This is a genomic window from Bacteroidota bacterium (assembly GCA_016706255.1).
Classification (GTDB): Bacteria; Bacteroidota; Bacteroidia; order Chitinophagales; family BACL12; genus UBA7236.
This window is the reverse complement of the sequence record JADJJZ010000030.1, coordinates 149178-163376: the sequence shown is the minus strand read 5'-3', so window position 1 is coordinate 163376 and position 14199 is coordinate 149178. Positions and strand designations below refer to the sequence as shown.

The 14199-nt window shown below is 36.7% G+C and carries 12 protein-coding genes; 7 read left to right on the top strand and 5 right to left on the bottom strand.

What is annotated here, in order from left to right; translation table 11 throughout:
* Window positions 1-48: 48 nt before the first annotated feature.
* Window positions 49-1956 carry a T9SS type A sorting domain-containing protein gene (locus IPI65_23220; protein MBK7444344.1) on the bottom strand — a complete coding sequence of 636 codons (1908 nt, stop codon included), beginning with the start codon at window positions 1954-1956 and terminating at the stop codon, window positions 49-51.
* Between the two features lie 199 nt (window positions 1957-2155).
* Here IPI65_23220 and IPI65_23215 point away from each other — a divergent pair, with 199 nt between their 5' ends.
* On the top strand, window positions 2156-3661 hold the full coding sequence (locus IPI65_23215; GenBank protein ID MBK7444343.1) for a hypothetical protein: 1506 nt from the start codon (window positions 2156-2158) through the stop codon (window positions 3659-3661).
* 1321 nt (window positions 3662-4982) lie between these two features.
* Here IPI65_23215 and ybeY read toward each other — a convergent pair.
* From ybeY to IPI65_23195, 4 genes are read right to left on the bottom strand one after another with little or no spacing between them, the layout of a single operon-like run.
* Window positions 4983-5408 carry an rRNA maturation RNase YbeY gene (ybeY, locus tag IPI65_23210; protein ID MBK7444342.1) on the bottom strand — a complete coding sequence of 142 codons (426 nt, stop codon included), beginning with the start codon at window positions 5406-5408 and terminating at the stop codon, window positions 4983-4985.
* Window positions 5408-5818: an ATP-binding protein gene (locus IPI65_23205; GenBank protein ID MBK7444341.1), complete on the bottom strand. Its 411-nt coding sequence runs from the start codon at window positions 5816-5818 to the stop codon at window positions 5408-5410. The genes ybeY and IPI65_23205 overlap by 1 nt, the downstream gene beginning before the upstream one ends.
* A 17-nt stretch (window positions 5819-5835) precedes the next feature.
* Window positions 5836-7437, bottom strand: coding sequence for a hypothetical protein (locus IPI65_23200; protein ID MBK7444340.1), 1602 nt, complete (start codon window positions 7435-7437; stop codon window positions 5836-5838).
* 26 nt (window positions 7438-7463) lie between these two features.
* Window positions 7464-9185, bottom strand: a complete 1722-nt coding sequence (locus IPI65_23195; GenBank protein MBK7444339.1) for a hypothetical protein — start codon at window positions 9183-9185, stop codon at window positions 7464-7466.
* A 141-nt stretch (window positions 9186-9326) separates the two neighbouring features.
* On the opposite strand from IPI65_23195, the gene IPI65_23190 reads away from it, so the two are divergent.
* From IPI65_23190 to IPI65_23165, 6 genes are all read left to right on the top strand, one after another.
* Entirely contained in the window at window positions 9327-9692 is a 366-nt protein-coding gene (locus tag IPI65_23190) for a hypothetical protein (protein ID MBK7444338.1), read from the top strand.
* A complete protein-coding gene (locus IPI65_23185; protein MBK7444337.1) occupies window positions 9689-10435 on the top strand; it encodes a peptidylprolyl isomerase in 747 nt (248 codons plus the stop codon). Before IPI65_23190 ends, IPI65_23185 begins: the two co-directional genes overlap by 4 nt.
* Window positions 10436-10579: 144 nt before the next feature.
* Window positions 10580-11482 carry an ATP-binding cassette domain-containing protein gene (locus IPI65_23180; GenBank protein ID MBK7444336.1) on the top strand — a complete coding sequence of 301 codons (903 nt, stop codon included), beginning with the start codon at window positions 10580-10582 and terminating at the stop codon, window positions 11480-11482.
* A gap of 4 nt (window positions 11483-11486) precedes the next feature.
* A complete protein-coding gene (locus IPI65_23175; protein MBK7444335.1) occupies window positions 11487-12254 on the top strand; it encodes an ABC transporter permease in 768 nt (255 codons plus the stop codon).
* A 195-nt stretch (window positions 12255-12449) separates the two neighbouring features.
* Window positions 12450-13508, top strand: a complete 1059-nt coding sequence (locus IPI65_23170; protein MBK7444334.1) for a sensor histidine kinase — start codon at window positions 12450-12452, stop codon at window positions 13506-13508.
* Window positions 13508-14188, top strand: a complete 681-nt coding sequence (locus IPI65_23165; protein ID MBK7444333.1) for a response regulator transcription factor — start codon at window positions 13508-13510, stop codon at window positions 14186-14188. The genes IPI65_23170 and IPI65_23165 overlap by 1 nt, the downstream gene beginning before the upstream one ends.
* The last annotated feature ends 11 nt before the right edge of the window (window positions 14189-14199 follow it).

Here is a 14199-nt window from a genome sequence, read left to right as displayed (position 1 = left end):
AAAAAAAGGTCACCAAGTGCGGTGACCTTTTGTTTTAATAAAACTTTTTTATTCAATAACTACTGAAGTAGAGGAAGTATAATTATCACCAACTAATTGGATGATATATGTTCCACTGCTGATACTGTTTTGTAAATGAATATTAATTAAACCGGATTCGCCGGAATTACTATTTTCGGAATAAACAATTCTTCCTGATAAATCGGTAATAATTAAGTTAAATGATTTATTGAATTGTGATGCCGGCACCTGAATATTAAGTTGCTCCTTTGCAGGGTTTGGATACACAGTTATAGCTGCATTGTCGGCGCCGCCTTCACGTGGATGTAAAAATAAACGCACACGTTTTGATTCGATAGTGCAAACACCGGTTGTTACAATTACTTTATAATTACCGGTAAGGGTTGTAACATAAGTGTTTGAAGTTGCTCCGGGAATGTCTATATTATTTCGCTGCCACTGATAGGAATAACCGGGGCGTAATGGAGTGCTTAATGTTACCGGGAAAGCGGCGCTCACTAATAAAGCAGATGCAGTAATTGTAATTTTTACATCACAGTCCTGAATGGAACTGAGGAAATATGCATTTTGATCAGAATAGGTGGTGTCGTTTTGATAAACATTGTTTGATGCAAATTCACCGCCTACCGCTAAATACGAACCTAACACCGATATACCATGCACAGCGGTTTCATCAAACGGTCCAACGTTGCCGGCGAAACGTTCGCCCCATTTTAATATCCCTGTATTACTCAATTTTAATAAATATCCGTTTGCATAAAATAAATACGGCGATGAGTTAGATGATAATGTATTACCATAATAATTTAATGTTCCGGAAAAAGCGCCGCCAAGAAATACATTACCTTTTGAATCGACTGCAAATGGTGCTTCTGCATCAGTAGGATATTCAGTCATGTATAATTCCTCTGCAGAAAATTGTTTTAAAAACATATACGTGCCGCTTGCATTTAATTTTGCAACAAAAGCATTTGATTTACCGGAATCGGGAATTAATACGGTGCCATCAAAATCTGCATTGCTGCCAAATGTTCCGTATGCATACACATTATTTTGTGCGTCGGTACCAATTGCAGAAACAATTTCAAAACCGAGGCCATTTATTTCTTTGCCCCAGATACTTCCGAAGTTTGCATCCATTTTCCAGATAAAACCATCGGGCAATGCATATGATGGATTCGTATCGCAAAAGGGAAAAGCAACAGTATCTACTTCATTCATGCAGTTTCTGCGATGGCTTCCGGCAAAAATTACATTTCCCGATCTGTCGGTTTCTAAAATATAACCATCAACCAGATATCGTTGAATATTATTTCGATACGAACTTATTTGACCTGTTGCCGTTGAAAATTTAGTCAATAAAATATCCTGGTCTCCAAATCCGGTTGGGAAAAAAGCTTCACCGGTTTCGAAAAGCACATCGCCAATATATCCGTTTTGCATATACACATAATCGCCAAGCGGAGAAAGTGCTATGGACTGACCGCCGTCAATCGGGTAACCCATGATACTATAAGTGTTATTCGACCAAATTAAATTCCCGCTTGCATCGAATCGCATGATAAAAGAGCGATAAAAATTGGTTGAAAATCCACTGAAGGTTTGGGAGTTTTGTTTAATTCCGCCCACATAAAAATCAGCAATAAAAGCACCGCTCACATAACAGTCGCCGGTTGAGGCATTTACTTTCATCGATTTGATGAGTTGTGATGACGGTCCATTAATGGTTTGCACCCACAAAACGTTACCTGCGGCATCATATTTTGCAACATAGGCATCGTTAGAACCATCGTTAATGTAATTGGGATATGCTACACCATCTATAAACAGGGTATCAGCATAGTTTCCGGCAACATAGTGGTTGCCACTCAGATCCAGCTCAGTGGTAAATGCCTGGTCGTTACGGTTGGGGGATGAAGGATCGGATGCAGCCATCCACACTAAATTTTGGGAAAAAGCGTTCGCCGAAAATACCAGCGAAAACGCACAGTAAAGGGTTAAATTTTTCATAATAAGTCTACTTTTTAGGCAAATCTATTAGCTAAAAAAGGCGAAGTCAATACAAAAAATGCGAAAATCTGATATTCCGAGATTGGTAATATTTGTCGTGAATGCTCTATTTTTATAGGCACTTATGTCAAAAGCACTAAATTCCGAGCAGTTAAAGAATCAGTGGAAACCTTTATTTGAGCTGATTTCCGCTATGACAGCAAGTGAAAAGGGTTATTTTGTAAAATCTGCGGGTGGATTTACGAATCACAAGCCGCAAACATATGTTCAATTATTTCATTTAATTGATAAACATGGATTTGAAAGTGATGCGCAGTTGCGTGAAAAACTTGGCGCCGCTAAAACGAATATTCATAGCGTTCGCAATTATTTGTACAAACAATTACTAAAAAGTTTGCGCGCATTTCACAGCGAAAAAAACACACAATTTAAAATTCGTGAATTGCTCGATTATGCAGAAATTCTTTCTGAAAAAGGATTATTAAAACAAAGTCAGCATTTTACCGATTTAGGTATTGAATTAAGCGATCCGGTTACGCTTCCCGCTTATCAGATTATTTTTCAAACACATCAGATTCAATTGTTGCGTTTTTATGATGAGGCAGAAAAAATAAAAAAAACAGATGATATTGTTTTATCGATTACAGAAAGTGCAGATATTATTAAACATGCTTATGTAACGAGACAGGGATTAACGAAGGCACTGTTTTATGTAAATACTTATTTTCCATTACGCAATCAGCTTATTAAATTGGAAGTATACCAACTGCTGAATGAACTTACTTCACTACCCGATACCGAAAAACAAAATTATCGTTTCAGGAATTCGCGGAATGCGGCGCTATCGTTGTTATATCGTTTATTAAACGATTGGGATAATGCTTTATTTTATCAGGAAAAAACGATTCGCATTTTTGAAGAAATGCAACCGCAATTGCTGAATAGAAATATTCCTGCAATTGGGGCTTATTACAATTATATTTCATTATTTATTAATAAAGGTGATAGAAATAATTACCGCCGGCAACTGGAAAAAATGCGCAGTCTGCCAGTGTCGGGCAAGGCAGAAGAGCAATATCTTAAAGCAGTAATTTATCAGTTGCAATTAGATGATATTATTTTTAATAAAGATATTGCTGCAGGAAAAAATGTTGTGGATGAAGTGAATATTTTTCTCCAAGAAAAACATCCGATTGTAAATATTTATCACGACACGTTAATCAGGCTTGCTGCATATTTTATATATGATAAAAATTATGTTGACGCGTTGGGAATTATTAATAAGCTGATTAATTCAAATTTTAATCATCCGCTACGTTCGTTTGCCGTTCATGTTAAATTGTTAAATATTTTAATTCATTTCGAATTAAATAATTTCTTGTTGTTACCCGGATTAATCAGAAGTGTATATCGTTTTATGATGCAGCAGGAATTAAAATATGAAATTGAAAAGGCGATTCTGAATTTTTTCAGACGGTCGTTCGTGGTAACAAATCCCGCTCAACTTGAAAAAGAATTAGAAAAATTATTTCAACAACTGCAGGACATTTCAAACGATGCATATGAGCAACAGGCGTTGTTATCGTTTTTTGATTATAGGTATTGGATTGCCGGGAAGTTGATGTGCTAATGTGTCCGCCGCGGCGGATGTTGATGTACCAATGTGCGAATGTACCGATGTACCAATTAAACAGCCAATGAACAGCCGGATTTGAGTATGATTTTCATTCGGAGCTTACGTTGCGGTTGGTGAATGTGCCACAATGTGCGAATGATATGCAGCCAATTAAACAGCCAATTAACAGCCGATTTTGAGGTGAGATTTATATTCGGAGCTAACGTTGCGGTTGGTGAATATGGTGCGGAGAATAGCCGGATATCCAATTAATTGCGCGGGAAGCGTTTAGATTAAACAGCCAATTAACAGCCGGTTTAGAGTGAGATTTTCATTCGGAGCTACTGTTGCGTCTGGGATGATGTACCAATGGAACAGTCAATTAATGTGCTGATGTGCTAATGTGTAGATGTGCTAATTAACAGCCGGTTTTGAGTTTGATTTTCATTCGGAGCTAACGTTATGGATGGGTGAATGTATCAATGTACCGATGAACCAATGGAATAGCCAAAGAACAGCCGAATTTGATTATGATTTTCATTCGGAGCTGACGTAGTGGCTAATCAATATTAGCCCATGACGAAGCAACAATAGAACAACAAAAAATTACGAAAACTTTCATTCGAAGTTCATGTAGCGGCTGACACATAGGTCAGCTCTACCTGATAATGTAATAATTAAACAGCCGAAACCGCTGAGTGCGCAGAGAAACAGCCCGCGGAGGTCACGGAGAATTTTTAGTTGGAAGAATAATATTTTATTTATTAATCATTTATTCATTCATTTAGTAATAATTGACTGAATTCGAAATTTAACTAATTAGTTTAAACATATAAAAAATCCAATTTTATTGATGTGAAATAATTTTAATAAAATGCCCATACTACAAATCATACGAATAATCCAGCTCTGTAAGAGTGAAAGATTGGTAAAAAAACGTACACATCATATCGAATAAAAAACCAGCTCTGTAAGAGCGACAGAATGGTAACAAAACGCAAAAAATATATCGTATAAAAAATCCAGCTCTGTAAGAGGGAAAGAATGGTAACAAAACGCAAAAAATAAATCGTATAAAAAATCCAGCTCTGTAAGAGGGAGAATGGTAACAAAACGCAGAAAATAAATCGTATAAAAAAACCAGCTCTGTAAGAGCGAAAGAATGGTAGAAAAACGACGGACACAAAAACACCAGCTCTGTAAGAGCGGAAGAATGGTTCTGTTGATGTAATCAACGCAATTTGTGGAGGAATGTAATTATATGAGAAACATTAAAAAACACACAAATTACAAAACTCATCACTCATGTCCGCTGCTGCGGACAACTCATTACTCATTAAACGCGGGTGAGGATTTCCAACGCTTCATTTTCTTTCTCCTGCATTTGTTTTTTGTCTTTAGGAGATTTGTCATTTAATCCGCATAGATGTAAAATGCCGTGAATCATTACACGATGGAGTTCTTCTTCTGTAGTTGTTTTGTAAGTAGCGGCATTTTCTTTTATTCGGTCGATGCTGATAAAAATATCGCCGGAAATATAGTGGCCGGTATTATAATTAAATGTGATGATATCGGTAAATGTATCGTGCTCGAGATATTGTTGATTCATCTCAGCAAGAAAATCATCATCACAAAAAATATATTCGATATCACCCGGGAATTTATGATGCATTAAAATAACACGCTCTATCCAGGTGGCGATACGCTCTTTTTCTTTGAGTTTGTAAGCGGTGTTTTTATTTGCGAATTGGATAGCAGCCATTAGAGTCGGAATTGGATTTCCACTTTTGATCCATCATTTGAAAAAACCACCAGGTCGCTGAGGTGTTTCATTAAAAATATGCCTCTGCCACCACAGTTTTCGATATTTTCTGGTGCGGTCGGGTCGGGAAGATTGGTAAAATCGAAACCGCAACCTTCATCTTTCACCAGACAGGTTAATTTGTTTTGTTCTTTTTGGATGCTTACCACAACTTGTTTGCTTTCATCGGCTTTATTGCCGTGCAGAATTGCATTATTAACCGCTTCGGTGATGCATACGAGTATGTTTCCATACATCTCATCTGCAATATTGAGCCGACTTCGAACCTCTTCAATAAAGGGTTCGATTAATACAATATTTGAAGGTTGTGACTGGAGACTGATTTGTTTACTTAAGGTTTCTGCTGACATTTTACCTTGTTTACAGTTTAGTAGCTAATAGACCGCAAATATTCTTCTACTAAATTTTTGTAAAAAGGTTTCAATTCCGGTGAAACAGTTTTGTATAAATCGAGCTCGGCGTTCCGTTTTTTGAGGTATTCTTCAATTGCCGGAGGAACAGTTCTGTTAATTTCATTGGCTGTATTCGACTTGCGTTCGTTGTCCTGCTTGCGTTTGCGCTCACTTTCTTCGGCTTCGAGCAGTCGGGTTAAAATTTCTTCCTGTCTTTTTAGGGTTTCAATAGAAAGTTGCTTGTTTACAATGTCTTCTTCGGTTTTATCCATTTGGTCGGCAAGCTGTTCGAGTTGTTTTGCCAGTTTTCCGTCTTCGGTATTGCCGCCGCCGAGTTCCTGAGCCATTTTTTCCAGCGCTTCACGAATCATAGCCTGTTTTTGAGCCATTTCGGCCAACTCTTTACTCTGACCTTGTTGTTCACCCTTTTTTTGACCGGATTTCATTTGACCTTGCATTTTTTGCAACTGGTCGTTGAGCTGTTTTTGCATTTCGCTCATGGAAGGCATCTGCGACTGGTTTTTGCCGCCGGGTTTTTGGCATTGCTGAGCGCCGGGCATTGATTGTGCCATTTGCTGCTGCATTTGTTGTAAAACCTCATCTAGCATCAGTGCCAGGTTGTTATACCCGGTCATGGTAAGCTGCTGATATAAATTGCTTTGGTTGATTTGACGTTCGCCCATTTGCTCAACGGAATTGCTGAGGTTGGTGTTTACATCAGTCATTTCGCGCGTAATAAAACTGCTGATTTGTGTTACGCGTTTGGCGAGGGCGAGCAGACTATCTTCTACAATTTTAGTGTCTTCCTTAATTTTTTGCTGTTGCGCCATCAGGTCGATAAATTTTGGATTTGTTGGTTTGAGTTTTTTCACCTCATTCATCAAATCTTCCTGATCAACCGAAAGTTTTATCAGGTTATCGAGTAATTGTTTCAGCGCCTCCATGTCTTCTTCCTGCTGCTCTTGCTGTTGTTGCTGCATTTGCTGTTGCATTTGTGCAGCCATTTCTTTCATTTGCTGTGCAGCACTTTTTTGACTCTGACCGGCTTGCTTTTTATTATTTTGTTGCATTTGCTGCTGCGATTGTTCCATTTTTTGTTCAATCTGCTGCTCTTGCTGTTCGGTATTTTCCAATTCTTTTGGCGCCTCGAGTTCTTTGTTCATTTCGCGCATTTCCTCCATGTCTTTCTGAACATCGTCAAACTCCTGATTTAATTTTTCCTGCTGCTCAATATTTTCTTTATTGTCGCTTTGTTTTTGCTCTGTTTGTTCCGATAATTTACCCTGTTTTTCTGAAAGTTCATTCAGCTTGTCGATGGTTTCCTGCATTTTTTGTTCCATCTCCATTTGTTTGAATAATTCCAACATGCGATCCAATTCCTGCTCGAGTTGTTTATTATTCATTTCCATGTCCTTCATTTCTTCCAGCGACTGTTCTTTATTCATTTTCTCCATTAATTCCTGTAACTCTTCCATGAGTTTTTTCATTTCTTCAGGAATTACTTCTTCAAACATTTTTTCAAGTTGCTCTTGTTTTTGTAATAATTCAGGATCCGGTTCGAGATATTCTTTTTGCATCTCGAGATTTTCTTTATACTGCTCTTTTATTTCTTCAACCGATTGCTGAATGTTCTGATTTTTTGCATCAGATTTTCAATCGCCTTTTTATCTTCCCAATTCAATTCTTTTTTATCGAAAATTTTATCTTCCAGTTTTTCAGTTTGTTTTTTTACATCAGCAATATCATCTAAAACATTTTCAAGTTTGTCTTTAATATCTTTATTGTTATCATCTTTTATATCCTGCAACTCATCGATTGTAGGCACTACAAACTGCATCGTTGCTGTGCGCGTGCTTTTGCTGCCATGCACGCCATCATTATCCCACACTTCAAAATAATAAGTAACACGATCGCCGGGTTGCAATGTTTTAGCACGCAAATCGAAAGCATGTGTAAAACGATTATTTTTTACACCTGAAGGAATTCCTACCGGTTCACTTTTTTCTTCTTTTACAAAATAATTATCACCGGCATCTCTGCCTTCAACTTTATATTTAAATTGCATGGATTTAAATCCGTAGTCATCATTTATTTCTCCCAAAAAATAAAAGAATTTTTCGTCGGTGCTGTCTTTAAATTGTTCAGCAGTAATTTCAGGATACGTATCAGGTATTACGGTAATGGTATAACTAATAGTATCATTATTATATACGCGTTCGTTGCCAATTCCAATTTTATAAATTTCGTTGGTCATTGCACGGCGTGTACTTTTAAATGCAGATTTACCATCTTTAACAGCATTTATTTTCTGCCCTTCAAAAAACAATTCAATACGGTCGGTATTTTCTGTATTAAATAACCATTCAAGATTTGTTCCTTCAGGAATTAATAAATCGCCGGTGTTTTGTAAACGTTCATCTTTAATTCCGGTATAATCAGGATAATTAACATCGATAGCAAAATTGAGTAAGGTTGGTTTTGGAACAACGGTGAGTCTTGCTTCTTTAGAATTAAAACCATTTGCCAAGAAATGAAAATCGGTATTTGAAGGTACTTTATTGAATACATAAGAAAAGGCATCATCGGCAGATTTCTGCATGGTATACGTACCGGTTTCGGTAACAATAGAAACCTGTTCGGGCAAAACGGCGCCGTTTATTTTCAATTGCACTTCAAAATCTTCATACTGCACCACTTCCAAATTTTTATTTTGCAGCATAAAATTGAATGGAGCCGGTTTTTCAAAAGGCGTATTATTTTTTAAGAAACGGAAGTTGCTGTCTTTCAACACATTAGGCGCAGCAAACACCACAAATACCAATACGGCTAAAGGTGGAAGTGCGTACCGCAGATATTTTCTGTTTTTAGAGATATCAATGGCAAGTGAAAACGGAATCGGTTTAATTTTTTCAATTTTCTGGTTGATACCGGCTTCAATAAGTGCCTGGTTGCCGGTGCCTTGTGCCTGTTCGCGCAACTCGAGCACGTTTAATAATTTGTCCTGAATCTCGGCAAAGTGTGTCCCAATAATACTTGCAGCGGTTTTATGATTGATAGTTTTGCCTAAATGATAGTATTTTAATAAAGGCGTAAACACCATCTTCCACAATAAAAAAGCAGTGCCGCCGAGGAAACTGTAAAACAACACTTTTCGAACTCCGGTAGAAAAGTAAAAACGGTATTCGAGAAAACTGAATAATAAATACGCAGAAACTACGATTGCCGCGGTATACAGCAAACCTTTGATGAGCTGATTCAGGTAATATTTCCTGATAAACTCGTCGAGTTTTTGAATGAGTAGATGATAATTACTGTTTGTTTGCATACTTATACAACAATATTAACGCAAATTGTGCCAAAGTTGTGCGGTACTAACGAATTTTAACGCATAAAGTTTTTCTTAACACATTGTAGGTTGGAGTGAGCGCTTTTTTACCCATCGATATTCTTTACTTAACTTTGCGGCATGGATGCTTTGACGAGGGAGGAATTACCGATAGATTTTGATCCGAGATGGATAGCGGTGTTGAAGCAAATGAAGGAAAGGTTTGGCAAAAAACCGGAACTGGAAGCTGTTTTGTTTTTGATTGGAATGAATGAATTGGGGCGGCTGATTGAAAAGTTTACCAAAGAGGAAAAACAGGATTTGATGCATATTGCGGTTTGCAAATTACTGAGTTACGATAATTATTATCGTTTTGCAGGCTGGGATGATGACAACTGGCCCATGTGGGAAGTAGTAGGCGTTTTGCCGCAGTGGGATACGGGTGAACAAGAGCGTGTAATTAAATTAAACATTATCAGATATTTTGAAGAAAATAAAATCATATGAAAAAAATCGTATTAATAGCAACCTGCTTTATAGCACTAGCAGCCTGTAAAGAAAAAGCTGCTGAACCAACAGAAGGGCCAAAAGCGCAACCTGTTGCAACAACCGAAACAACAACACAAACAAATACAATGGAAAATCAAAACGACACAACGCAGTATTATGTAAATATCAGCACCAGTTTTGGTGATATGGTAGTGAAATTATACAACGAAACCCCAAAACACCGCGATAACTTTTTAAAACTTGCTAAAGAAGGTTATTTCAACGATTTATTATTTCACCGCGTAATTAAAGATTTTATGATTCAGGGTGGAGATCCGAATTCAAAAAATGCAGCTCCAAATGTACAATTAGGCGCAGGTGGACCAAGTTATACCATTCCGGCAGAATTTAACCGTGCATTAATTCACAAAAAAGGCGCATTAAGTGCTGCTCGTCAGGGCGATCAGGTGAATCCTGCCAAAGCAAGTTCAGGCTCACAATTTTATATTGTGCAGGGAAAAGTATCTTCGAAAGCGGAACTTGATCAAATAGCACGTTCTTACAATATTACTTACACACCGGAACAAATTGAAACGTATACAACAATTGGTGGAACACCATTTCTGGATATGAACTATACTGTGTTTGGCGAAGTAGTAAAAGGATTGGAAGTAATTGATAAAATTGCAGCAGTAAAAACTGCTTATGGCGACAGGCCATTACAAGATGTAAAGATGACAGTAACGGTAGTTACCAAATAAAATTAACAAGCGGGTTTAGGCCCGCTTTTTTTTTGCAGAACATTTTGCCGGTTTTGCAGACAAACCGGATTAAATAGCCTATTACATAATTTGTATGGCTTAGCTTGCATATACTTTTACATTACTAAAAGTAAAAATCAGTATATGTATTGCATAACAACCAAAAACTTATCGTATCGTTTTAACGGACAAGACACCGTTTTAAGTGATATTGAACTTGCGGTGCCCAAAGCCTCCATTTATGGATTTTTGGGACCAAATGGTGCCGGAAAAACAACCACACTTCGGTTGTTACTCGGACTGTTAAAAAAACAAACAGGGTCGATTCAATTTTTTGAGAAAGATTTTGAGGGAAACCGATTATCAATTTTGCGCAAAACCGGTTCGTTAATTGAGGCGCCATCTATTTACGCACATTTATCGGCGAGTGAAAATCTGGCGTTATTACAAAAAATTTATCGCTGTGATAAAAACAGAATTGCCGAAGTATTAAAGTTAGTAGGCCTTGAACATACCGGTAAAAAAAGTGCCGGAAAATTTTCGTTGGGGATGAAACAGCGGCTTAGTATTGCTATTGCATTAATGCATGAGCCGGAATTATTAATATTAGATGAACCCACCAACGGTTTGGATCCCAATGGTATTATTGAAATACGCGAATTGCTCAAAAAACTTAATCAGGAGCAGGGGCTTACCATTTTAATTTCGAGTCACTTACTTGCAGAAATAGAAAAAATGGTAACGCATGTGGGTATTATTAATAAAGGAAAATTAATTTTTCAGGGTACTATGCAATCGTTGCATGAAGCGCAACAACAACAATCGGTAATTTATTTTGAAACAAATAATCTACCTGCCACCAAAAATATTTTACAGGCTGCGGGATTACCCGCTGTTGAATATGAAAAAGGGCTGCGCATTCAATTAACTGAGCCGGACAAAGTTGCACTTGTGAATACACAACTGGTGGAGCAGGGTATTGCTGTTTATCAGATTAGTGTGATTAAAAATGATTTGGAATCAATATTTATGGACCTTATAAAATAATAATATGCAATTGATAAATAGTATTCAAAGCGAATGGTTAAAAACACGCAAAAGCGCCGGTGCATGGCTTAGTCTGGTTGGCGGCTTATTTATACCCATTGTTTTTTTGATTGGATTTATATATAACCATAAAACAATTAGTACTTATGGAGAAGATACTAATTTGTGGACGGCACATTTTTTTCAGGTATGGCAATCGATGGTAGTTTTTTTATTGCCTATGGGGCTGATATTGGCAACGAGTTTAATAACACAAATGGAATTTAGAAATAATACCTGGAAACAATTACATACAACACCTCAAAAGTATAGCACCATTTTTACGGCTAAGTTTATTGTTATTATAGGGCTTACGCTTCAGTTTTTTATTTATTTCAATATCGCATTTATTTTATCCGGCATCGTTCCGTCGTTGATATTTGATAAACAATTGCCAAATTCAACATTTCCTTTTAAGGACTTATTGATGAATAATGGTAAAATATTAATTACCTGTTTGCCTGTATTGGCTTTCCAGTTTTTAATTAGTTTGCGGTTTAAAAATTTCCTGGTACCGATAGGTGTTGGCTTAATGTTTCTGGTTACCACGTTAATTTTAATTGGAAGCTGGGAACATGCTTATCTGAGTCCGTTCAGTTATAGTCCGCTCACCATAATGGGTTCGCCTGAAATGATGAGTCGCGTAAATATTTATTTCTGGAGCTTAGGTTATTTTGCGGTGTTTACCGTTATAAGCTATGTGATATATATAAATCGTTCGGAAAAAGGGTGATTAATAGAACTCGACTCAAAAATACCTTTGACGTCTTTTCTGCGTCTTCGCTCTTTATCCTTCGTTGCTTGAATTGCCCGTACTTCCTCCAGTATGGGCTGCTTCAAGCGCCTCGGCTAAAGAGCGAATACTTGAAAATACTAACACAAACCTATTTTTGAGATGAGTTCTAGAAATTAAACATACATTTGAAAAATGAAAAAGCCGGTTATTGTTTTATTACATATTGGGTATTGGCTTATTTTTATGTTATTGCTGACGGTGTTGTTTGGATTAAGCAATGCGGCTGCAGGATATAATAATAATGATGAAAACATGTCAGTATGGAACTGGTATCGAATGATGACAGCCACAACCATTTTGCCGGGGGTGTTTTGTTTTTATGGATATTACACCATTTTGTTTTCTAAATTTTTACACAAACGAAAAATCGTTGCCTTTTTTATTGGTGCGGTTGTGGTAGCAGTTAGTTCGGCGATAATTGGTGCGCTGGTGGGTTCCACTAATTTATTTTTAGGCTACCATTTTTTTCTGGATAAAAATTTTGCGACTGCTTTATCGATGTTAGCTTTTTTGTCGTTTGTTGCCATGTTGAATGGTGTTGTAGGCTTGGTAATGCGTGGCTTTATAACCTGGTATTCTGAAATAAAATTGAAAGAGGATTTAAACAGGAAAAACTTTGAAATGGAACTCGCGTTGGTAAAATCGCAAATTAATCCGCATTTTTTATTTAATACAATTAATAATATTGATGTGCTGATAACCAAAGATCCGGTTATGGCATCAGCCTATTTAAATCAGCTTTCGGATATTATGCGTTTTATGTTGTATGAAACCAAGCCGGAAAGAATATTATTTAGTAAAGAATTGGAATATATCAATAAATTTATTGCGCTACATAAAATAAGAAGTAATAATCCGGATTATGTGCATTTAAATGTTCAAGGAGAAGCTCCGAACCTAACAATAGCGCCAATGTTGTTTATTCCTTTTATTGAAAATGCATTTAAACATGTTAGCGATAAAAAAGCAAAACCTGCGATAGACATTAAAATTGCTGTTGACAAACAAACGATACTATTTTGTTGTATTAATAATTTTAATACGATTACTAACGACCACGATGAGCATAGCGGACTTGGGGATGGTTTGATAAGAAAACGATTACAATTATTATATCCTGAACGACATTCGTTGGCCGTGAGCGCTGAAAATGGTTTGTATAAAGTAGAATTAAAAATCGACATATTATGATGCATTGTATTATAGTTGAGGATGAACCACTGGCATTGGAGCGGACAAAGGGCTACGTGGAAAAGTTACCCTTTTTAAATCTGGAAGCAACTTTCGACAATGGTGTTGATGCTTTATTGTATTTGAAAACTAATAAGGTTGATTTATTGTTTCTGGATATTAATCTTGGTGAATTATCGGGTATACAAATGCTGGAAGCAGCAAAACCGGAATGTGCAGTAATTATTACAACGGCTTATCATGAATATGCTTTAAAGGGATACGAATTAAATGTAACAGACTATCTATTAAAACCGTTTACGTTTGAACGTTTTTTTCAGGCTGTAGAAAAGGCGCAATTGTTTACTACTAAAATTGAAAGCGGAGATATTAAATATGTTTTTATAAAAACAGAATATCGCCTGGAAAAAATTATGCTGCAGGATATTTTATATATAGAAGGAATGAGGGATTACAGAAGAATATTTTTGAAGGATAAAAATATTATGACGCTGCAAACATTTAAAGAGTTGGAAGAAATGATACCGGCCAATATTGTTTGTCGTGTGCATAAATCATACATGATAGGAATAGATAAAATCGAATCTATAGAAAAGGAGCGGATTAAAATTGGCAATATCAGAATACCGGTATCAGAAACCTACAAAAAAACGTTTATGCATTTAATTGGCAGAAGCTGATTTGAAAAGCG